At 31.5% G+C, this 21,288-nt stretch carries 21 protein-coding genes and 1 pseudogene; 14 read left to right on the top strand and 8 right to left on the bottom strand.

The window, feature by feature from the left end; translation table 11 throughout:
* Nucleotides 1-29: 29 nt before the first annotated feature.
* Nucleotides 30-1,586, top strand: a complete 1,557-nt coding sequence (locus C8N26_RS07495) for a DEAD/DEAH box helicase (protein WP_120186753.1) — start codon at nt 30-32, stop codon at nt 1,584-1,586.
* 91 nt (nt 1,587-1,677) lie between these two features.
* Here the strand turns inward: C8N26_RS07495 and fahA are convergent, their stop codons facing one another.
* Entirely contained in the window at nt 1,678-2,955 is a 1,278-nt protein-coding gene (gene fahA / locus C8N26_RS07490) for a fumarylacetoacetase (protein WP_120186752.1), read from the bottom strand.
* A gap of 168 nt (nt 2,956-3,123) precedes the next feature.
* Between fahA and glyA the strand changes: the two genes are divergently transcribed.
* Nucleotides 3,124-4,398, top strand: a complete 1,275-nt coding sequence (gene glyA, locus C8N26_RS07485) for a serine hydroxymethyltransferase (RefSeq protein ID WP_028891952.1) — start codon at nt 3,124-3,126, stop codon at nt 4,396-4,398.
* Nucleotides 4,399-4,464: 66 nt separating this feature from the next.
* On the opposite strand, the gene rmuC is transcribed toward glyA, so the two are convergent.
* Nucleotides 4,465-5,844 (bottom strand): DNA recombination protein RmuC, encoded by a 1,380-nt coding sequence (gene rmuC / locus C8N26_RS07480; protein ID WP_120186751.1) that lies wholly within the window; start codon nt 5,842-5,844, stop codon nt 4,465-4,467.
* Between the two features lie 106 nt (nt 5,845-5,950).
* On the opposite strand from rmuC, the gene C8N26_RS07475 reads away from it, so the two are divergent.
* From C8N26_RS07475 to C8N26_RS07435, 9 genes and pseudogenes are all read left to right on the top strand, one after another.
* Nucleotides 5,951-6,505 (top strand): lysophospholipid acyltransferase family protein, encoded by a 555-nt coding sequence (locus C8N26_RS07475; protein ID WP_120186750.1) that lies wholly within the window; start codon nt 5,951-5,953, stop codon nt 6,503-6,505.
* A gap of 312 nt (nt 6,506-6,817) precedes the next feature.
* Nucleotides 6,818-7,372 carry a DUF4251 domain-containing protein gene (locus C8N26_RS07470; RefSeq protein ID WP_120186749.1) on the top strand — a complete coding sequence of 185 codons (555 nt, stop codon included), beginning with the start codon at nt 6,818-6,820 and terminating at the stop codon, nt 7,370-7,372.
* A 41-nt stretch (nt 7,373-7,413) separates the two neighbouring features.
* The gene (locus C8N26_RS07465) at nt 7,414-8,013 is read left to right on the top strand and encodes a Crp/Fnr family transcriptional regulator (protein ID WP_120186748.1); all 600 of its coding nucleotides are present in this window, start codon (nt 7,414-7,416) and stop codon (nt 8,011-8,013) included.
* 72 nt (nt 8,014-8,085) lie between these two features.
* Nucleotides 8,086-8,430, top strand: a complete 345-nt coding sequence (locus C8N26_RS07460; protein ID WP_120186747.1) for a hypothetical protein — start codon at nt 8,086-8,088, stop codon at nt 8,428-8,430.
* 16 nt (nt 8,431-8,446) lie between these two features.
* On the top strand, nt 8,447-9,319 hold the full coding sequence (locus tag C8N26_RS07455; protein WP_120186746.1) for a pirin family protein: 873 nt from the start codon (nt 8,447-8,449) through the stop codon (nt 9,317-9,319).
* A gap of 107 nt (nt 9,320-9,426) precedes the next feature.
* Nucleotides 9,427-9,744, top strand: a complete 318-nt coding sequence (locus C8N26_RS07450; protein ID WP_120186745.1) for a GNAT family N-acetyltransferase — start codon at nt 9,427-9,429, stop codon at nt 9,742-9,744.
* A gap of 3 nt (nt 9,745-9,747) precedes the next feature.
* Entirely contained in the window at nt 9,748-10,635 is an 888-nt protein-coding gene (locus C8N26_RS07445; RefSeq protein ID WP_120186744.1) for a pirin family protein, read from the top strand.
* 24 nt (nt 10,636-10,659) lie between these two features.
* A pseudogene (locus C8N26_RS07440) lies at nt 10,660-10,953 on the top strand (TMEM175 family protein); the annotation flags it as partial.
* A gap of 111 nt (nt 10,954-11,064) precedes the next feature.
* Complete coding sequence (locus C8N26_RS07435; RefSeq protein WP_147418491.1) at nt 11,065-11,247, top strand: hypothetical protein; 183 nt, start codon at nt 11,065-11,067, stop codon at nt 11,245-11,247.
* Between the two features lie 36 nt (nt 11,248-11,283).
* Here the strand turns inward: C8N26_RS07435 and C8N26_RS07430 are convergent, their stop codons facing one another.
* A complete protein-coding gene (locus C8N26_RS07430) occupies nt 11,284-12,018 on the bottom strand; it encodes a slipin family protein (RefSeq protein WP_028891963.1) in 735 nt (244 codons plus the stop codon).
* A gap of 766 nt (nt 12,019-12,784) precedes the next feature.
* Between C8N26_RS07430 and C8N26_RS07425 the strand changes: the two genes are divergently transcribed.
* The 3 genes from C8N26_RS07425 (at nt 12,785) to C8N26_RS07415 (ending at nt 15,760) form a co-directional block, all read left to right on the top strand.
* Nucleotides 12,785-13,504 (top strand): putative metal-binding motif-containing protein, encoded by a 720-nt coding sequence (locus C8N26_RS07425; protein WP_120186742.1) that lies wholly within the window; start codon nt 12,785-12,787, stop codon nt 13,502-13,504.
* A 362-nt stretch (nt 13,505-13,866) separates the two neighbouring features.
* Nucleotides 13,867-15,066 (top strand): multidrug effflux MFS transporter, encoded by a 1,200-nt coding sequence (locus C8N26_RS07420; RefSeq protein WP_120186741.1) that lies wholly within the window; start codon nt 13,867-13,869, stop codon nt 15,064-15,066.
* Nucleotides 15,067-15,070: 4 nt separating this feature from the next.
* Complete coding sequence (locus tag C8N26_RS07415) at nt 15,071-15,760, top strand: pseudouridine synthase (RefSeq protein ID WP_120186740.1); 690 nt, start codon at nt 15,071-15,073, stop codon at nt 15,758-15,760.
* Between the two features lie 64 nt (nt 15,761-15,824).
* Here C8N26_RS07415 and C8N26_RS07410 read toward each other — a convergent pair whose 3' ends face one another.
* The 5 genes from C8N26_RS07410 to glmM all read right to left on the bottom strand — a co-directional run bounded on the left by C8N26_RS07410 (nt 15,825) and on the right by glmM (nt 21,254).
* Nucleotides 15,825-16,304: an Lrp/AsnC family transcriptional regulator gene (locus C8N26_RS07410; protein WP_028891967.1), complete on the bottom strand. Its 480-nt coding sequence runs from the start codon at nt 16,302-16,304 to the stop codon at nt 15,825-15,827.
* Between the two features lie 82 nt (nt 16,305-16,386).
* Nucleotides 16,387-17,442 carry a M14 family zinc carboxypeptidase gene (locus C8N26_RS07405; protein WP_120186739.1) on the bottom strand — a complete coding sequence of 352 codons (1,056 nt, stop codon included), beginning with the start codon at nt 17,440-17,442 and terminating at the stop codon, nt 16,387-16,389.
* A 1-nt stretch (nt 17,443) separates the two neighbouring features.
* The gene (locus C8N26_RS07400) at nt 17,444-18,910 is read right to left on the bottom strand and encodes an aminotransferase class V-fold PLP-dependent enzyme (RefSeq protein ID WP_120186738.1); all 1,467 of its coding nucleotides are present in this window, start codon (nt 18,908-18,910) and stop codon (nt 17,444-17,446) included.
* Nucleotides 18,911-19,009: 99 nt separating this feature from the next.
* Nucleotides 19,010-19,828 (bottom strand): hypothetical protein, encoded by an 819-nt coding sequence (locus tag C8N26_RS07395; protein WP_211327796.1) that lies wholly within the window; start codon nt 19,826-19,828, stop codon nt 19,010-19,012.
* A gap of 31 nt (nt 19,829-19,859) precedes the next feature.
* Complete coding sequence (gene glmM / locus C8N26_RS07390; RefSeq protein ID WP_120186737.1) at nt 19,860-21,254, bottom strand: phosphoglucosamine mutase; 1,395 nt, start codon at nt 21,252-21,254, stop codon at nt 19,860-19,862.
* Nucleotides 21,255-21,288 lie beyond the last annotated feature (34 nt).

Below are 21,288 nucleotides of genomic sequence, written 5' to 3'. Positions count from 1 at the left end.
ATTTTTGCATATTTCAAAATTATAGAGATTTGAGTAACGAAACAGCAACTTCACAACCAAAGAAAGGAAAAAATTTATACGATTACCAAAAAGAAGCATTACACAAAATTTTTAAAAGTTTTGAAGATGCTCCAGAGAATTACCATTTGTTATATCAACTTCCAACAGGAGGTGGTAAAACAGTTATTTTCTCTGAAATTACACGTCAATATTTAAAACATCATCAAAAGAAAGTATTGATAATGACTCACCGAATTGAGTTATGTAAGCAAACAGCAAAAGTACTTACAGAGTTTGGCGTTGAAAATAAAATTATTGATAGTAAAGCTAGTTTAGGTGACCAAGATCAATACGATTGCTTTGTTGCTATGGTAGAAACATTAAACAATCGTTTAAACGACGATATGTTAGATATTTCTGATGTAGGCTTGGTAATTATTGATGAGGCACACTACAATTCATTTACTAAATTATTCAAGTTTTTTGAAAAATCTTTCATTTTAGGGGTTACTGCTACTCCTTTAAGTTCCAATATCAAACTTCCGATGAAAGATAATTATGATGAGTTGATAGTAGGGGAGAGTATAGGTTCTTTGATAGAAAATGAATACTTAGCAAAAGCAAGTGTTTATTCTTATAATGTTGGATTAACCTCTTTAGAAGTAGGAGCTAACGGAGATTATACCGTAAAATCATCTGAAGATTTATATACCAATACAGACATGCTTTCTAAGTTATTACAAGCTTATGAAGAGCGTGCTAAAGGAACTAAAACGTTGATTTTTAATAATGGTATTAATACTTCTTTACATGTGTTTGACACGTTTAAAAGAGCAGGGTATCCTATTGCACACTTAGATAATACGAACACTAAGAAAGAACGAGATTTAATATTAAAATGGTTTCATAAAACACCAAACGCGATCATTACTTCCGTAAGTATATTAACCACTGGATTTGATGAACCATCAGTAAAGTCTATCATTTTAAACAGAGCTACAAAATCATTAACTCTATATTATCAAATGATTGGTCGTGGTTCACGTATTTTACCTGGTAAATCTGATTTTAATGTAATTGACCTAGGAAATAACTTTCATCGTTTCGGTCCGTGGGGAGCAGATTTAGATTGGCAAAAAATGTTTAGGGCGCCTAACTTCTATTTAGATAATTTATTGTCTGATGAAGAAATAGAAAGCGATTTTAGGTATGAACTTCCAGCTGATGTAAAAGCAGAGTTTGCTAATTCCGAAGATTTATATTTTGATGTTAAAAAAGTGTATAGAGATACAATACAAGGAGGTGAGTCTTCTAAACGAGTACTTGAAAAATCTATAGAACACCATGCTAAAATGTGTGTTGAAAACAGTGAAGATGTTTTTGATGCTTTAATATTAGCTAAAATGTTAGCAGGAGATATTGATGACAGAATTTATAGATATTCAAAATGTATTTCTAAAAGTACCCATAACTTTATTGATTGGTTACAAGATGATTACCGAAAAAAACTAAACACATATTTACGTAGTAACTTTGATGAAGTGTACGAACAAATTCATGGACATCCACCACCAGAAGAAGAGTAAAATATACATTACTTACTTGTGTAAGTAATAAAAATAAAAAAATCCGATTCATGTGAATCGGATTTTTTTATTTTTATTATGGTTTGGATTATTATTTAGCAGGTAAAACTTTACCAGAACACTCTCCAAAACCAATACGAACTTTTTCATTTTTACAGTAACCGCGCATAATAACTGTATCGTTATCATTGATAAATTTACGCTCGCTACCATCGTTCATTTTAATAGGGTTTTGACCTCTCCAAGTTAATTCTAACATCGATCCAAAACTATCTTGTGTTGGTCCAGAAATGGTACCACTTCCCATCATATCTCCAGCATTTACAGGACATCCGTTTACCGTGTGATGCGCCAATTGTTGTACCATTGTCCAGTACATATATTTAAAGTTAGAATTACATACTACAGTTTCTTCTTTACCTTCTGGTTGAATAGCCATTTGTAAATTGATATCGTAGCTGTCTTTTCCTTCTTTTTTTAAGTAAGGTAATGGTTCAAATACTTGTTTAGGGTTGTCTACTCTAAAAGGCTCTAAAGCATCTAAAGTTACAATCCAAGGAGAAATAGTAGAAGCAAAGTTTTTACCTAAGAAAGGCCCTAAAGGAACGTACTCCCAAGCTTGAATATCACGAGCAGACCAGTCATTAAACAACACCAATCCGAAGATGTATTCTTCAGCTTCTTCAATAGGAATTCTGTCTCCTAAATCGTTCGCAACAGTAGTAATAAAGGCCATTTCTAATTCAAAATCTAATAATTTTGAAGGTCCGAAATTAGGTGTAGTTTCACCTTCGTTAGGACGTTGCTGTCCAACAGGACGGTGAATAGGTGTTCCTGATGGTACAATTGAAGAACTTCTTCCGTGATAACCGATAGGAATTTGTAACCAGTTAGGCAATAAAGCGTTTTCAGGATCTCTAAATAAGCTTCCTACATTAGTGGCATGTTCTTTACTTGCGTAAAAATCGGTATAATCTCCTACAGAAACAGGAAGTTGCATTTCAACTTCATCCATTCTAAAGATTATCTTGTCTTTGTGTTCAGCGTTATCTCGTAGCTTACTATTTTTTACATCAAAAATATCAGCGATTCTATTACGAACTAAACGCCAAGTTTTACGTCCGTCAGCAATAAAATCATTTAAGGTATCTTGTAAAAAAATGTCATCTGTTAATGGGATTCCGTCAAAGTATCCTAATTGATGTAAAGCACCTAAATCAATAGCGTAATCACCAATTCTAGTACCAATAGTTATAATATCGTCTTTAGTTAGAAAAACCCCAAAAGGTATGTTTTGAATAGGGAAATCTGAGTCTTCAGCCACAGTTAACCAAGATTTTCTATTCGGATTATTAGCAGTTATTTCCATTTATCGTTTTTATTATATTTTCATCAAACCTACATATTTTTTTCAATTTACCCCAAAAAGATGAGTAAAAAAAATGTGAAAGTATATTTAGAAACAGTTCTTGTAAAATCTGTAAAAATTGAAGAATAAAATTAGTACTTTTGGCTACTTTATGTAACAACACACAACATGCAAAAAGATCATCAAATATTTGATTTAATTCAAGAAGAAAAAGAACGTCAGCTAAACGGATTAGAGTTGATTGCTTCTGAAAATTTTGTAAGCGACCAAGTAATGGAAGCTCAAGGATCGGTTTTAACAAATAAATATGCTGAAGGGTACCCACAAAAGCGTTATTACGGTGGATGTGAGGTAGTAGATATCGTAGAGCAAATTGCTATTGATAGAGCAAAAGAACTTTTCGGTGCTGAGTACGTAAACGTACAGCCACACTCTGGAAGTCAGGCTAACACAGCTGTTTTTGCTGCATGTTTAAAGCCAGGTGATACTATTTTAGGTTTCGATTTATCTCACGGAGGTCACTTAACTCACGGTTCGCCAGTAAACTTTTCTGGTAAATTATACAATCCAGTATTTTACGGAGTAGATAAAGAAACTGGATATATTGATTATAAACATTTAGAGCAACAAGCTAACGAGCATAAGCCTAAATTAATTATTGCAGGTGCTTCTGCGTATTCTCGTGATATAGACTTTAAGAAATTTAGAGAAATTGCTGATAGCGTTGGTGCTATTTTAATGGCTGATATTTCGCATCCAGCAGGATTAATTGCTAAAGGAATTTTATCAGATCCATTACCTCACTGTCACATTGTTACGACAACAACTCACAAAACGTTACGTGGACCTCGTGGAGGGATGATTATGATTGGAAAAGATTTTGAGAATCCATTCGGAGAAAAATTAAAATCAGGAAAATTAAAGAAAATGTCAACTTTGATTAATTCTGCGGTATTCCCAGGAAATCAAGGTGGACCATTAGAGCACGTTATTGCTGCTAAAGCAGTTGCTTTTGGTGAAGCGTTAACAGATGAGTTCTTAGATTATCAAATCCAAGTAAAAGAAAATGCACAAGCAATGGCGAAAGCATTTGTAGCAAAAGGATATGAGATTATCTCAGGAGGTACAGATAACCACTGTATGTTGATTGATTTACGAAATAAAAACATTACAGGTAAAGCTGCTGAAGAAGCATTAGGTAAAGCTGAAATTACTGTAAACAAAAACATGGTTCCGTTTGATACTGAATCACCATTTGTTACTTCAGGTATTCGTGTAGGTACTGCTGCAGTTACCACTCGTGGTTTAAAAGAAGCAGATATGGAAGTAGTTGTTGACTTGATTGATGAAGCTTTAATGAATGCTGATAACGAAGAGGTATTAGAAGCAGTAGGTGAGAAGGTATACGACTTAATGCACCACAGACGTTTGTTTATTATGTAGAAGGCAATGCCTTCTAATAAGGTATAAATAAAAAGGTCGCTCTAAAATATTTAGAGCGACCTTTTTTTATTCGTCATTGTCTTGAGCTCGTTCAAGAATTTTTTCAGGAAGTGCTTTTTTAGCTTTGGCCCCCATTTTTTTCAGTTTTTCTACACTGGTAATTAAGTTACCTCTACCTTCAACCAATTTATTCATAGCAGCAGCATAATCGGCTTTGGTACCATCTATTTTCTTACCAATATTTACCAAGTCGGTTAGTAAGCCTTGAAACTTATCATATAAAGCACCAGCTTGACGAGCAATTTCTAACGCGTTACGTTGTTGTTTTTCGTTATTCCACATTGTATCAATAGTACGTAATGTTGCTAGTAGTGTCGTTGGAGTAACAATTACAATATTCCTTTCGAAAGCTTTGTTATATAACGTATTATCTTCATTTAAAGCTACAGCAAAAGCAGGTTCAATTGGTACAAAAAGCAGAACAAAATCAGGAGATTCTATTTTGTAGATGTCTTCATATTTCTTTTCTGATAGTTGCTCTACGTGACGTTTTAATGAGTTTACATGTTCCTTTAAAAAACGTTCTTTTTCTTGATCATCTTCAGTATTTATAAATTGTTCGTAAGCAGTTAATGATACTTTTGAATCGACAATCATTTTTTTGTTGTCGGGTAAGTGAATGACCACATCGGGCATAATACGTTTACCATCTTCATTCGTAAAAGATTGTTGTACAAAGTACTCACGATCTTTTTCTAAACCTGACTTTTCTAACACACGCTCTAAAACCAATTCTCCCCAATTACCCTGAGTTTTACTATCACCTTTTAAGGCTTTAGTTAAGTTGATGGTTTCTTTACTCATCTGAGCATTTAACTCTTTTAAACCTAACAATTGCTCTTTTAAAGCAGAGTGCATAGAAATACTTTCTTTTTGAGTATCCTCAACCTTCTTTTCAAAAGTTTGTATTTTTTCTTGAAGTGGATTTAAAATATCTTTAATATTTTTCTTGTTCTGTTCCGTAAACTTATTCGATTTCTCGTCTAAAATTTTATTAGCTAAATTTTCAAACTCTTTGGTGAATTTTTCCTGTAAGTTTTCTACTTCCTCTTTATTTTCGTTTAGCTTTAATTGTAGGTTTTTTAATTCTTCATTTTTTCTAGCCAATTCAATAGAAGAAAAATCCTTTTCACGACGTAATTCATTGTTTTCTTTCGTTTTTTCGTCTAAACGTTTTAAAAAATCTTCTTTTTGCTGAGAAAAAAACTGTTCTTTTTCTCTTTTTTGAGCCTCAAAACTGGTTTGATTGTTTTGTAACGAAGCAATTTCTTTTTCTAAATCGGTAGTTTGTTGTTTAAACTTTAATTTAGAGAGTAGGTTTCCAATAATAAATCCAATAACAAGGGTACTAATAGCAATAAAAATAAGTAAAAGAGTGGTATTCATCAGGATATTTAAAAGTTTATTAAATGAACAAATATAGGACAAGATAGGTTAAAATTATTTGATTTTTATAAGGAAAACCGTATCATTGACCCTTATAACTGTTAGAATGATATCTAAATTTATATTTCACAAAGTTTTAGGCTGGAAGTTGGTAGGAGATTTTCCAAGAGATTTAAAAAAGTATGTGGTTATTGGGGCACCGCATACGAGTTGGAAAGATTTCCCTATAGCTATTTTAGCAAGAAACACTTATGGTGTTAAAATCAATTTTATAGGTAAGGCTTCTTTGTTTAAACCTCCATTCGGATTTATTTTTAGAGCCCTAGGAGGTTCTCCTGTTGATAGAAGTAAGAGTACAAACAAGGTAGAAGCTATTGTAAATTTATTTAATCAGCATGATGAATTTCGCTTAGCGTTATCTCCTGAAGGAACTCGAGCGAAAATAACAGAATGGAAAACAGGATTTTATTATATAGCTAAAGGAGCTAATGTACCAGTAGTAATGTTTGCTTTCGATTTTGAAAACAAACAAATTATAGTAGCGCCTCCGTATTATTTAACAGATAACATGAATAAGGATATGAATCATATTTATGATTTCTACAGAGATATAAAAGGTGCAAAACCAGAATTGTTTTACGTGCCTCCAAAGCAAAAATAATATTTGAATAATAGATGTACCAAGGTTAGAAGTTAACTTCTGATCTTTTTTATATTATAAATAAACTTTTTAGAGTAATTATTGACCTTTTAGGAGTAGTACTTATCAAATTAAGAAACTTATTATTGCATAGTATAAAGTTATAGTAGAATAATAAATGAAGTCTCCCCCCCGAAAGTTCATTTATAGTAAAGGAGGTTTGTTTTGAGAACCTCCTTTATTTTTTTAATTTATAAATAGTTAAAATAACTTCTTCTCTTGAAAAACTCATTAGATTTGAGTATCTTGTATAGGTTTTAAAATCAGTATAATATGAAAAGGTATAGCATTTTAGTAGGTGTAATTTTTATACTGTTTAGTTGCGCCTCTTCAAGAAAAGCAACTCAAGCAGAAATAGATAATTTAAAAGTTCTTATTGAAAGTAAAACTTTTGAGATAGAATCTGAATGGGCAGAACCTCAAGCTACGTTTGCGATGACACAAATAGCCAATGCGGGTATGTTACCTAGCGGAAGTAGCGCTGGAAATATAAATTTAATAGGAAACACTAATTTCTTTAAAATGAAAAAAGATACTGTTTCAGCGTATTTGCCTTATTTTGGAGAACGTCAATCAGGTGGATCTTACGGAGGTACAGATATCGGAATTGTATTTGAAGGAGTGCCTAAAAATTTAACTATTAACAAAGCAAAAGAGAATAGTTATAGAATTAATTTCAAAATAAACGATAAAAATAACACAACCGAAAATTACAATGTAATCGTTAGAATATATCCTAGTTTATCTACTTCTATTTACGTTATTAGTAATCAGAAAAGATCTATAAATTATCGTGGCAGGGTAATTAATAAAACTCCAAAAGAATAAACTAAGTTGTGTAAATATTCTTGATAGCATATATTAGATGCATGGAGTTACCCAACTTAAAGAAACATTTTATTGAAAAAGGAGGATTATCTGAACAAGATTATGCTTTAATAGAACCACTTATTCAAACAAAGAAGATTTTTAAAAACGACTTCTTATTAAAGCAAGGAGCAATTTGTTCACATTTCTTTTTTGTAGAACAAGGTTTGTTACGCATGTATGCTTTAAATGAAGAAGGAAAAGAAAATATTTTGCAATTTGCTACAGAAGGATGGATTGTAAGTGACAGAGGAAGTGTCTTTTTTCAAGAACCTTCTACCTATTATATAGATGCAGTAGAAGATACTTTAGTTGTAATGTTCGACGAGCACTTTATAAATGAAGTATCGAAAATAAATACTGATTTTAGAGAAAAAAACGAGCAGTTATTACAAAATCATATTCGACATTTATATAAGCGCATAAGTCAGTTATTGGGAGTGTCAGCAAAAAGTCGCTACTTAGATTTTGTGAGTATGTATCCTGATATTATGCTTCGTGTTCCCCAATGGATGATTGCTTCGTATTTAGGTATAACACCAGAAAGTTTGAGTCGTGTTCGTAAAGCTCTTGCAGAAGAAAACTTCAAACCACATAAATAACACTTCTTACCATAGGTCAATGCATATCCTTTTTTGTTGCTGTAATTTTACAGTAAAATAAAAGGATTTATTATGAGACATTTAAAAACATTAGTTGTAACAAAAAATACAACAATGCCTAAAATTTTAAACTGGCAAGTTTCAACTGTTAGTAATGTCGAAACAGCCATTGAAAAATTATATCAACAATCATATAGTGTGTTAGCTATCTCAGAAGGTATAAATGAAATAGATAGAAATAAATTAAAGAAGATAATTACAGTACTATTTCCTGAAGCGATTGTAATGGTTTATAAGAATGAAACTACACTTTCAGAAAATGTAAAAAAAGCTTATTGGTCAAAAAATAAACCAGGAGCACAACGTAATTATTTAGATAATTCATTTGAAATAAAGCTAGCATATAGTTTAAATTAATAAAAAGGATAGAAAGATGAAAAAAAGAAATATAGAAAGAGTAGTAAAACCAGGAACTCCACATTTTGTAGGAGACGGATTTAGAGTACATAATTTTATTCCAGGAAGTTCAAGTATGCAACGAATGGATCCGTTTATTATGTTAGATTATAACTCTAAGTATAACTTTCCACCTACAGATAAACCTAAAGGTGTGGGAGTACATCCTCATAGAGGTTTTGAAACCGTAACTATTGCCTATAAAGGACGTGTTGAGCATGGAGATAGTGCAGGAGGTGGAGGAATTATTGGTGAAGGAGACGTACAATGGATGACAGCTGCTTCAGGAGTTTTACACAAAGAGTTTCACGAAACTGAATGGAGCAAAAAAGGAGGAGAGTTTCAAATGGTACAATTGTGGGTAAATCTTCCTGCAAAGGATAAAATGAGTCCGCCAAAATATCAAGCAATTGAAAATGCTAAAATGGCTAAAGTTCAGTTACCAAATAATGAAGGAGAAATAGAGGTAATTGCAGGAGAATATAAAGGAAATAAGGGGCCTGCATCTACATTTTCGCCCGTTAATATGTTTAATGTACGATTGAAAAAAGGAGCGAAAACTCAATTGACATTTCTTGAGCATTATACTACTTCAATTTTAGCTATAGAAGGTAGTGTAAAGATAAATGAAGCGGAAAATGTTTTACAAGATCACTTTGCTTTATTCGCAAATGATGGTGATACATTTACACTCGAAGCTCTAGAGGATACAGTAGTTTTAGTATTAAGCGGAGAACCATTAAATGAACCTATTGCAGCTTATGGTCCATTTGTAATGAATACTCAAGAGGAGTTAGTAGAAGCTTTTAAGGATTTCAATACAGGAAAGTTTGGATATTTAGAAGATTAACTCTAAAATTAAAAAGCAACTCAAAATCAATGAGTTGCTTTTTTATCAAAGAATAAAAGAGGTCTGCTAAGAAGTTTTAATCAATCTTTAAAAAACTATTTATAAAAATGAAAGAAGAATTTCTAAACATACCACTTGTAAAAAACGAAAAAGAACATCGTTTTGAGATAGTAGTAGAAGGAAGCATTGCTTTTATAGATTATAAAGAAACACATAGCCAAATAGCTTTGATACATACAGAAGTACCAAAAGAAATAGGAGGTAAAGGTGTTGCTGCAGCTTTGGTAGAAAAAACGATGAATTATCTTGAAAAACACCATAATTCAGTGTTGCCATTTTGCCCTTATGTATTCGCTTATATAAAAAAACATCCTGAATGGAAGCGTATCGTAGATAAAAGCTTTAAAGGTTATGATAAATTATAAATTATGTCGAACACTAAGTTAATTATTGAAGAACGAGCGGCAAATATTGGAAGCTTTTTAGTAGGCCGTTTATTACCTTTTCGCCAGAAACGTATGGTAGGGCCTTTTATTTTTATTGATCATATGGGGCCTGTGTGTTTGAGTGATCAAGATAATTTAGATGTAGCTATGCATCCTCACATAGGTTTATCTACACTTACTTTCCTGTTTGAAGGAGCGATTGTACATCGCGACAGTTTAGGAACAGAAATAGAAATTACTCCAGGGGCAGTGAATTGGATGACTGCCGGTAAAGGAGTGGTTCACACGGAAAGAACACCAGATCGTTTGCGACATTCTCAAAAACAACTTCATGGATTGCAAATATGGGTAGCATTGCCAAAAGAAGAGGAACAATGCGAACCAACATTTGCACATGTTGAGGCCGATGAAATACCAAGTTGGAATGAAGACGGAGTAGAATTTAAACTTATCGCAGGAAAAGCCTTTGGAAAGCAATCACCTGTTCCAGTTTATAGTCCATTGTATTTTATTGAAATTAAATCTGAAATAACGAAAACGGTTACTATAGGAGAACATTTGTTTGGAGAAAGTGCATTGTATATTTTGGAAGGAAGCATTACCAGTGATAAAAACACTTATAAAGAGAAACAATTATTGGTAGCGAATGATAGTACCTTATGTTCTTTTGAAATTAAAGCAAATTCTACTATTTATATTTTTGGAGGAGATGCTTTTTCAGAAGAACGTTTTATAGAGTGGAATTTTGTAGCCTCAGATAAAAAATTGATAGAAAGAGCAAAAGAAGACTGGAAAAACAACAGGTTTCCAACAGTACCAAACGAAACTATTAAAATTCCATTACCAGAACCATCACGTTTTGGAGGATAAAAAATCAACAAAAAATCAAACAATATGAAAACAGGTAGATTAGAAGCTTTTAGCGATGGTGTTTTAGCTATAGTAATTACCATTATGGTGTTAGAAATGAAAGCACCAGAAGACACTACATTGCAAGGGTTGTTAGCTGTAACACCTGTGTTTATTAGTTATTTGTTAAGTTTTATTTATTTAGGTATTTATTGGAATAATCACCATCATTTAATGCAAGTAACTCAAAAAGTAAATGGAAAAATACTTTGGGCTAATTTACATTTATTGTTTTGGTTGTCTCTTATACCTTTTGTTACAAGCTGGGTAGGAGAACACGGACATTAAAATATAAGGTTATACCATACAAAAAGTAAGGATTTTTTTGAATACGTATTTTATAATAAAACTATTTTGGTTTCTTTATTAACTAACTTTAAAACAAGTATTATGAAAAAATCAATTTTAGATTTAACAGGCTCACAAGAATTAACAAAAATTACTTTGCAAAAAATTAAAGGAGGAATTAGAATACCTGTTCCTACTGAATGTGGAGGAGATGGTTCTTATATCTATCAAAATGGAGTAAAAGTTTGTTGTTACAGACCTGCTACTGATGATTATATCTGTTAATCTGTAAAATTTTATATAAAGTAGATATTTCAATATCTACTTTTTTTTAGTTGGTAATACTTCCTCTGGAAAAGGAAATAGTATGGTTGAGTTTTTCTCTGCTGCTATATTCGATAATGTTTGATATAAACGTAGTTTAATAGCCGAAGGAGACTGGTCTATAAGTTTACCCGCTTCTAAAAGTTTAGACGCAGCCTGTTCTTCCGCTAAGGCAAGAATAATACGCGCTCTCCTAGAACGTTCTGCTTCAGCTTGATTTGCCATCATACGGCGCATGTTTTCAGGTAATTGAATATCTTTTATTTTAACATCGTTTATTTCAATACCCCATTCTTTAGTTTCCAATTCAACAATCTCCTTAATGTTTTTTCCCATTTCTTCTCGCTTAGAAAGTATGGTGTCTAGTTCAACTTTACCACAAACATCTCTAAGTGCTGCTTGTGCTAATTGAGTAATGGCAAATTTATATTCTTCTACTTCTAAAACTGCACGTTCAGGATCGTTAATTTTAAAAAAAACAACACCATCAATACTACAAGGTACGTTATCTTCAGTCATTACTTCCTGAGAATCTATATTAAAAGTAATCACTCGAATATCAACTATTTGAATGGTTTCAATAAATGGGATAATCCATCTAAATCCAGGATTTAAAGTTTTAATGTATTTACCAAACCTAAATTTGATAGCTCTTTTATATTCAAAAATTATACGGATTCCGGCAAGGAAGATTATGGCTAAAATGCCAAAAAGTATTGTAAATCTATTCATGACTCTTGGATATTTATTTTAATAATAAAGCTAATAAAACCAAGAGAGGTAGGTTTAGGTTGGTCTTTAATAATTGCATTAGTGAAAACACAATGAGTACTTCCTTATAAATTTACGAATTTTTAAGAAAGGATAAAGAAATAAAAGAAAAAAGATTGAATAGAGAAGAAGCAAGGTTTTTAGAAAAAAAACACAAACATTTTTATTAATTGAAGTTTCTTAGATTGCATATGTTTGATAATTATAAAAAAAAGACATTATAAAACTTTTGAAATTCATGTTTTTAAACTTTATTTTACATAATATTAAGTAGTCTTAATGCAAAGAAGTCGATTTTCAAATATTTAAGAATTTTCTAGGTATTGTAATGAAAATGAATTTATATTGTTTATAAAATCTTAATCCGTGAGAATCACGTATAGTAAATTTTAATGACCCAAGTACTGAATATTAAAAAGAATTACAGCAGTTTCTGAGATATTTTACATAGTATAGAATTATAGCTTACGAACGAATGTGGAATAAATATATAATCACAAATTGGTTTTTACATAATAGCACAGCGATACACCAATTTACTACAATAAACATTTGCATTATAATTAATATTATGTTAAATAGATGTTTTGAAAATACTCCTCTATCTATTATTTGTCTATTAATTGTTCCTCACTTGTCTATTAAGAATAAATGCTTTCAACTAAGCATACCACTATTTTTGTAATAGAACTCCTCACATAAATGAATTAACCAAAAATTAAATATTATGAGGAAAACACAATTAAGTATTAACAAAATAAAATTTATAAAAGTAATTTTCATTATAGTTACTTTAAGTTTTATAGCTGCATGTACAACTGACAGTACAATTGAAAATTTTCAAGAAACTGAAAACTTTACATTAAGAAAATCAAATTCTAATAAAATAGATATCTGCCATTATGATGTAGAAACTGATTCCTGGAAAATTTTAAATGTGAATGTAAACTCTTGGGAAGAACATTCTACACATGGCGATGTTCGATTAGATGATCAAGATAAAGACGGAACTGTACCAAACAATGAATGCAATTATGGAGTTATGGGAGATTGTGACGATATGACCCCTGCTGTAAGTCCCCTACTTTCCGAAATTTTATATAATGGTATAGATGATGATTGCAATCCGTTAACACCTGATACGGTAGATACTGATAACGACGGTGTTACTTCAGACCTTGATTGTGATGACAATGACCCAAATAGATTCCCAGGAAACCCTGAGATACCAAATAATGGTATAGATGATGATTGTAACCCAGCTACACCTGATACTGTTATTTATCCAGATGCTGATGGTGATGGCTATACTGCTGATGTTGATTGTAATGATTTTGATTTTACAATATATCCAGGAGCACCAGAAATATGTGGGGATAACATCGACCAAAACTGTGATGGATATGATAAAGATTGTTCTGGTGGCGGTCCAATAGTTATAAAATAAGCGCTTTATTTAATAATCACAATCAATATAAAAGTATATAAAAACACTCCATAATTTGGAGTGTTTTTATATATAACTCTAAAAAAAACAAAAGAAGTGATAATTTTTTAACAAAAAAAGTAGGGTATTTTTGACGAAGTCTGTTTTATGTTATGTAAGATGTATTTATAATATTAGACGCTGTTAAGGAAGAAAGACCCTTCAACTTTTTAATTTTTTTGTTTCACTACAATTTATTCCTTGCAGCGTCAAATTATTTAGACTTTGAAAGTCGTGATATTGTTTGTTTAAAGGCTGTATTTTAACAGCCTTTTTTTATAAATTTTAACCTCTAACCAAAACAAAGGCACTACTTTTGCCCAATGCAAGAAAATAATCAATCAAAGTTAGAGTTCATTGCTCTAATGGCGTCACTAATGTCGCTTGTAGCACTTTCAATAGATGCCTTACTTCCTGCTTTAGAACACATAGGTATTAGTATTAATGTTCAAGAATCTTCTAACGATAGTCAGTTATTAGTAACAATGATTTTTTTAGGATTAGGGTTTGGGCAGTTAATTTCAGGACCAATTTCTGATAGTTTAGGAAGAAAGCCAGTTATTTATGGAGGTTTTTTGCTTTTTGTAATAGCTAGCTTTATTTGTGTTAGCTCAACAAGCTTAGAAATGATGGTTGTAGGAAGAATTTTACAAGGAATAGGTCTTTCTGCGCCAAGAACTATAAGTATAGCTATGGTTCGAGACAGTTTTAGTGGTAATTATATGGCTAAAATTATGTCATTCATTGTAGTCATTTTTATTTTAGTTCCTGTGGTGGCTCCTGCTCTAGGAAAAATTATGCTCGATGCTTACGGATGGAAATCTATTTTTTATAGTCAGTTAATTTTTGGAGTTTTAGTAATGTTTTGGTTATGGAAACGTCAACCAGAAACGTTAAAAGAAGAAAATAGAATTAAGTTTTCTTTTGGTTTGTTTTATGACGGTTTAAAAGAGTTTATAAAATACAAACAAGCAACTGTTTTTACTTTGGTTTCAGGTTTTATAACTGGGTCTTTTATGGTTTATTTAAGTGCTTCTCAACAAATTTTTCAAGAGCAGTATTTATTAGTCGATGAGTTTCCGTTCATTTTTGCTGGATTGGCAATTTCTGTTGGGTTTGCTACTTTTTTAAATGGTTCATTTGTAATGAAATTCGGAATGCACAAATTGGTGTCATTCTTTTTAATTGTATTTACCTTAGTTCCTTTAATTTATGTAACATTATTTTACCAAAAAGAGAATCCAAGCATAACAATTTTATTGGTGTTCTTTGCATTACAATTTTTTTCTATCGGATTTTTATTCGGAAACTTACGTGCTTTAGCAATGCAACCTGTAGGTCATATTGCTGGAATTGGAGCAGCTATTAACGGATTTGTATCAACGATTATGGCAGTGCCAATTGCAACTGTTATTGGCAGATTTGTTAGTTCAACTACTCTCCCACTTTTTATCGGATTTTTTATTTGTGGAGCTTTATCTTTAGCGCTTGTAAACCTAACAAAACTTAAACAGGTAAATTAATATTATGAATGTACCAATTCTTTTTGAAGACGATTATATAGTATGTGCATCAAAACCTAATAATGTAGTTGTACACCATGCGCATCACTCTAGAAATGTAGCAGATGAAGCTTCATTATTACAGCTATTACAAGAGCAATGTGGTGAAAAAATGTACCCTATACATCGTCTTGATAGAAAAACCTCAGGAATCATATTGTTAGCCAAAAAAAGTGAGTATGTTGCTAAATTTCAAGAGTTGTTTATGAATAACCAAATTCAAAAAACATACTACGGAATTGTAAGAGGACATGCTCCTGAAACAAAAATTATCGATTCTCCTGTAAAAGGAAGAGATGCTAATGTGCATAAAGAAGCAGAAACACATTTAGCTACAGAAAAAAAGGTTACCATTAACATTCCTGTAAAACCGTATGATACTTCAAGATATAGTTTAGTGAAATTAACGCCTAAAACTGGTAGATTACACCAGTTGCGTATTCATATGAACAAAATAAGTCACCCGTTAATTGGTGATCCTAAATACGGAGATAAAAATCACAATATGATGTTTCTAGAAAACTTTAATTGTGAAAATTTGTTTTTGCATGCGCATTCGTTAGAGTTTATACACCCTTATTCGAATAAAAAACTAGAAGTCATAGCTGATTTCCCTCAAGATTGGAATACTGTTTTTGAAAAGTTTGGATGGTAATAAATAAAACAACAAAAAGGGTTACGAATTTCGTAACCCTTTTTGATAAAATATGATGATAGAATTATATATCTTGGAAAATAGCGTGCATTAAACGCTTTTTATCATTAATACTTTCTTCAAGAGCAATCATAGTTTCAGTTCTATTTACTCCGTGAATATCGTCTATCTTATAAATAATATCTTTAGCGTCTGCAGTATTTTTAGCGCGAACTTTACAGAAAATATTATACTTTCCTGCTGTTACATAAGCAACTGTAACGTTAGATATTAAACGTAAATTGTCTAGTACATGTTGAGTCATAGATGTTTTATCTAAAAAAACTCCTACATGAGCAATAAACGAGTATCCCATTTTTTCATAGTTCAAGGTTAATGTTGACCCTTGAATAATACCTTCGTCTTCCATCTTTTTTACACGCACGTGAATAGTACCGGCAGATACTAATAACTTTTTTGCAATGTCTGTAAAAGGTGTACGGGCGTTTTCAATTAAAATGTCTAAAATTTGATGATCGATCTCATCTAGTATGAACTTCTTCATTTTTTTGTTTTCTTCAAGTAATATTGCTAAAATATAGTTTTTTTGTAAAAAATGTAAGTTTTGTTTAAGGAAATATAAATTTTTAACTATTTTTTATGAATTCTTTATGAGCTAAATATGAAGATAAATTTCCTTCTTTTTCTTTTGTTAAAACCAGTGCAAATTTACCATTTTCTATAGTTTCTACATACTGAAAAGCAACATCTTTTTCATTATTTTTTGAGCGATAAATAATGTCGTAGAAGTTCTTGATATTGTTTGGAATAGCTAAATAATCTTGATAAGAGGTGAAGTTATTGTTTATTGAAATATGATAAATCCCTTGTAATAATGCATAAAAATTATATTTTCTTACCTCTTCCCTATCATAATCATCAGGAAAATGCCCTGCTTCAATTAAGATAGTATTATGTCCCATTTTTTGAAAATTATCTCCTGTAGCGGTTGGATAAAATTCATCTGTATAACGACCAATATGATTAGGTATAATTTCTTGTAACAATTTATTCATTGCTACAATAACATTCATAGTCTCTTTTCTACCTTCTGTAATTTTTCTAGATTCTTCTTCTGATGGAGCTAAAAATGATATGGTAGCAGTATTCGTAGTACCTTCAACTCCAAAAATAGTTCTTTGGTCGTGTAAATTAAAGCAAAACTGCGGATTTACCTCTTCTAAAATTTTACGTAATAACTTACTTTCTTTAGCTTGTAATTCAACAGCATCTCTATTTAAATCGATATTATTAGCATTAACACGTGTATAGGCTTGTGCTCCATCAGGATTTAGCATGGGAACAATGGTAATACTACAATTAGTAACAATTGCTTGAGTAATTTTATGATTTGGAAAACGTTGAATAAAGTTTAAAAAATCGAAAACAGCTTTAGTTCCTGTACTTTCATTACCATGCATTTGGCTCCAAATAAGAATTCTTTTCTCTCCTGTTCCAAATTTTAATTGGTAAATAGCTCTCTCCTGCTCTGATTCACCAATTATTTTTGTTTCTATTTTAGAATTTTGTAATTCAAAATATAAAGGCTCTATATCTGTTAGTGTAATCCACCTTCCAGATATAGAGTCTTCTTTGATTTTTAAATAGTTTTCTTCTAAAAAAGAGCTACTAATGTGTATCATATTATAACGAAAACCAATCAGCTACTAGCTGTTTTTCAATAGGTTCAACTGTTTTGTGTACATAATCGTTTTTGGTCATGTCATATTCATAATCTTTTGACCATTCTGCTATATTTTCAGCTAACGATTTTAACGAATCACAAATAAATTCTACTTCTTCATTTGTAATAGTTGGATGAACTGATAAGCGTACCCAACCTGGTTTTTCTGTACTGCAGCCTCCTAAAATTTGTCCTTTTATTTCATTTGATCTTGTTTGATCTACATTTAATAAAAAGTGTCCGTAAGTTCCAGCACAAGAACAACCTCCTCTAGTTTGAATACCAAAACGATCGTTTAATAACTTAACTACTAAGTTGAAATGGTATTTTTCAAAGTAAAAAGAAAAAATACTTAAGCGATCTTTATGGTTAGGAGCTAAAATTTGAACTCCCTCTAAATTTTCTAAGCAATTAAAAATGATCGGATTTATTTCATCTTCACGTTCTTTAATTTTATCAGTACCCATTTGATCTTTTACTTGAATACACAATGCTATTTTTATGGTTTGTAAAAAAGCAGGAGTACCGCCATCTTCACGAGTTTCAACATCATCAAAATAATCATGTTGTCCCCATGGATTTGTATAACTAACAGTTCCTCCACCTGGGTTGTCAGGAACCATGTTTTTATATAGTTTTTTATTGAAAATTAATACTCCAGAACTACCAGGACCTCCTAAAAACTTGTGTGGAGAAAAGAAAATAGCATCTAAATACTCATCTTCATTTTCTGGATGCATATCTATATCAACGTATGGTGCAGAACAAGCAAAATCTACAAAACATAAACCACCATATCTGTGAATTAAAGAAGCCACTTCGTGGTAGTTTGTTTTGATTCCAGTTACGTTAGATCCAGCAACAATTGAAGCTATCTTAATAGGTCTGTCTAAATATTGTTTTATGGTTTCTTCAAACTTGTCTAAACACACTAAACCTTCTTCATTACAAGGCACTACTACAACATCTGCAATAGTTTCAATCCAAGAAGTTTGATTCGAATGGTGCTCCATATGACTTACAAAAACAATAGGTCGTTTTTCATTAGGAACCTGTGTGTTTTCTTTAAGATTTTCAGATACTTTGAGTCCTAAAATACGTTGGAATTTATTTACAACTCCTGTCATACCAGAACCTTCAGTAATTAGCACATCATCAGCAGAAGCATTTACGTGACGTTTTATAATATTACGAGCTTCATGATATGCAAGTGTCATAGCAGCTCCTGATGTAGAGGTTTCTGTATGTGTATTTGCTACAAAAGGACCGAATTTATACAAAAGTTGCTCTTCAATAGGTCTGTATAATCTACCACTAGCAGTCCAATCAGTATATACCATTTTCTTTTCACCATAAGGAGTTTGAAAAGTTTGGTCTATTCCTACAATATTTCTTCTGAACTTATCAAAATACTGTTCTAAATCCATAATTATAATCTGTGTTGTTTGTTGGGTGATAAAATTACTAGTATGCTACTAGGTAGCCTAAAATAATTATAATATTAACGTATTTATAACATTTTGTTATTAAAGCCTAAATTTACCACCTATTAAGATTGTATTTTGTAAAAAATAAAAACTTTGTGATGCAGAATCTGAAGAAAACTTAGTTGTCCTAACATCTGGCATATAAATATAACCTCCTTTTAAATCTGCTTGAACAAAGAAATGTTTTAAGAAAGTTATATTTAAACCACCTACTATTGAGGCTCCGTAACCAGATAAGTGAAAATCATCGTGTCTTTCCATACCTAACAAAGTAGTGTTTGTTCTTGGGTATAAAACACCAAGGCCAACTCCTTCAGTTACATTAATCTGTAAGTTTTCTAAGTTTAAACCAAACCAATGGCTTATATCGTCAAAACGTTTTACTTCCACATTTACATAATTTAAACCATCTGTATGCTCGAAACGTAAAAAGTCAGCAGCTAAATTGATAGTTTCATTATTATACGTCCCGTCATATTTAGTATTACCAATATTAATATTACCATTAATTCTGACATCTTGATCTCCAATCATTACATATTTCATGTGATCTACACCGATAGAAACAGTATAGTTTTCTTTAAAGAAATAACCAATTCTATAATTTGTTTGAGGTATAGTTACTCTCCCAGGATTGAAATAATCGTTAAATGAAAACTTTGTTTGTCTATCTCTTGCTTTTACGTTATATAGGGTAAAATCGTAATTTTCTCCTTTAAATCGGATATCTGAGTTAGAATAACTAGCCCAGTTCCATCCCCAGTAAACGAAGAATTTTCCTTTATTAGTTACTTTTTTCTTTTGAATAACTTCTTCGTTTTTCTCCTGCGCTACTATTGATACTGAAGCAATCAGCATCAATAAACTTACTATTTTTAATTTCAAGGGTTTATTTTATTATTTGTTCTATTTCAGTGATAATTCTTTCAGCTAAAGAGTCTGCTTTCTCTTGACTGGTGCTTTCTGTATAAATTCTAATGATAGGTTCTGTATTTGATTTACGTAAGTGTACCCATTCATTATCAAAATCAATCTTAACACCATCAATGGTATTAACATCTTCATTTTTATAGTTGTTAGCCATAGTTTCTAAAATCTTATCAACATCAATTTGTGGTGTTAACTGGATTTTATTTTTACTCATAAAGTAACTAGGATATGAATCTCTAAGCTCTTTACAAGACATTTTTTTATGTGCTAAATGTGATAAGAATAGTGCAACTCCAACTAGAGAGTCACGACCGTAATGAGATTCTGGATAAATAATTCCACCATTTCCTTCTCCACCAATAACGGTGTTGGTATCTTTCATCATTTGCACTACGTTCACCTCTCCTACTGCACTTGCAGTATAAGTTCCGCCATGTTTTTCAGTAACATCACGTAATGCTCTTGAAGATGATAGGTTAGAAACGGTATTACCACCTCCTAATTGACCTAACACATAGTCGGCACAAGCAACTAAGGTATATTCTTCTCCAAACATAGAACCATCTTCAGAAATTAATGCTAAACGATCTACATCTGGATCGACAACAATACCTAAATCAGCTTTTTTCTTTACAACCAATTCAGAAATATCTGTTAAGTGTTCTTTTAAAGGCTCTGGGTTGTGTGGAAAGTGTCCGTTAGGTTCACAGTATAATTCAATACACTTAACACCTAACTCTTTTAACAAGGCAGGTATTGCGATTCCTCCTGTAGAATTAACACCATCAACAACTACTTTAAATTTTGCTTTTTTAATAGCTTTTGTATCAACTAAATTAAGTTTTAAAACTTCTTTGATATGTTTCTTAATATAGTTTTTCTTTTTTCTGTATGAACCTAAATCATCTACTTCAGCAAACTCAATAGTTGCATCGTTTTCAGCAATTTTTAAAATCTCAGCTCCATCTTCACCATTTAAAAATTCTCCTTTTTCATTTAATAACTTTAATGCATTCCACTGCTTTGGATTGTGGGATGCTGTTAAAATAATACCTCCATCAGCTTTTTCTAAAGGAACAGCTACTTCTACAGTTGGTGTAGTTGATAAGCCAAGGTCGATCACGTCAATCCCTAATCCAACTAAAGTATTGGCTACTAAATTGCTTATCATTTTACCCGAAATACGAGCATCTCTTCCTATAATGATTGTTATTTTTTCTTTTTCAGCGTTTTTCTTTTTAATAAATGTTCCGTAAGCTGCTGCAAATTTTACCGCATCAATCGGAGTTAAATTATCACCTGTATTTCCGCCTATGGTACCTCTAATACCTGATATAGATTTAATAAGTGTCATATTTATTTTTATTAGGCAACAAATATAAAGTTAT

This window comes from Tenacibaculum lutimaris, from assembly GCF_003610735.1.
Lineage (GTDB): Bacteria > Bacteroidota > Bacteroidia > Flavobacteriales > Flavobacteriaceae > Polaribacter > Polaribacter lutimaris.
The sequence above is the reverse complement of the archived record's forward strand: the minus strand, read 5'-3'. Positions and strand labels throughout refer to the sequence as shown.

Coding starts and splice junctions, on each gene's coding strand:
- C8N26_RS07470 (WP_120186749.1), top strand. CDS start 6,818: ATGAAAAGGTATAGCATTTTAGTAGGTGTAATTTTTATACTGTTTAGT.
- rmuC (WP_120186751.1), bottom strand. CDS start 5,844: ATGAATACCACTCTTTTACTTATTTTTATTGCTATTAGTACCCTTGTT.
- C8N26_RS07465 (WP_120186748.1), top strand. CDS start 7,414: ATGGAGTTACCCAACTTAAAGAAACATTTTATTGAAAAAGGAGGATTA.
- C8N26_RS07400 (WP_120186738.1), bottom strand. CDS start 18,910: ATGGATTTAGAACAGTATTTTGATAAGTTCAGAAGAAATATTGTAGGA.
- C8N26_RS07445 (WP_120186744.1), top strand. CDS start 9,748: ATGTCGAACACTAAGTTAATTATTGAAGAACGAGCGGCAAATATTGGA.
- C8N26_RS07460 (WP_120186747.1), top strand. CDS start 8,086: ATGAGACATTTAAAAACATTAGTTGTAACAAAAAATACAACAATGCCT.
- C8N26_RS07455 (WP_120186746.1), top strand. CDS start 8,447: ATGAAAAAAAGAAATATAGAAAGAGTAGTAAAACCAGGAACTCCACAT.
- C8N26_RS07450 (WP_120186745.1), top strand. CDS start 9,427: ATGAAAGAAGAATTTCTAAACATACCACTTGTAAAAAACGAAAAAGAA.
- C8N26_RS07415 (WP_120186740.1), top strand. CDS start 15,071: ATGAATGTACCAATTCTTTTTGAAGACGATTATATAGTATGTGCATCA.
- fahA (WP_120186752.1), bottom strand. CDS start 2,955: ATGGAAATAACTGCTAATAATCCGAATAGAAAATCTTGGTTAACTGTG.
- C8N26_RS07435 (WP_147418491.1), top strand. CDS start 11,065: ATGAAAAAATCAATTTTAGATTTAACAGGCTCACAAGAATTAACAAAA.
- C8N26_RS07395 (WP_211327796.1), bottom strand. CDS start 19,828: ATGCTGATTGCTTCAGTATCAATAGTAGCGCAGGAGAAAAACGAAGAA.
- C8N26_RS07405 (WP_120186739.1), bottom strand. CDS start 17,442: ATGATACACATTAGTAGCTCTTTTTTAGAAGAAAACTATTTAAAAATC.
- C8N26_RS07410 (WP_028891967.1), bottom strand. CDS start 16,304: ATGAAGAAGTTCATACTAGATGAGATCGATCATCAAATTTTAGACATT.
- C8N26_RS07430 (WP_028891963.1), bottom strand. CDS start 12,018: ATGAATAGATTTACAATACTTTTTGGCATTTTAGCCATAATCTTCCTT.
- glmM (WP_120186737.1), bottom strand. CDS start 21,254: ATGACACTTATTAAATCTATATCAGGTATTAGAGGTACCATAGGCGGA.
- glyA (WP_028891952.1), top strand. CDS start 3,124: ATGCAAAAAGATCATCAAATATTTGATTTAATTCAAGAAGAAAAAGAA.
- C8N26_RS07420 (WP_120186741.1), top strand. CDS start 13,867: ATGCAAGAAAATAATCAATCAAAGTTAGAGTTCATTGCTCTAATGGCG.
- C8N26_RS07475 (WP_120186750.1), top strand. CDS start 5,951: ATGATATCTAAATTTATATTTCACAAAGTTTTAGGCTGGAAGTTGGTA.
- C8N26_RS07425 (WP_120186742.1), top strand. CDS start 12,785: ATGAGGAAAACACAATTAAGTATTAACAAAATAAAATTTATAAAAGTA.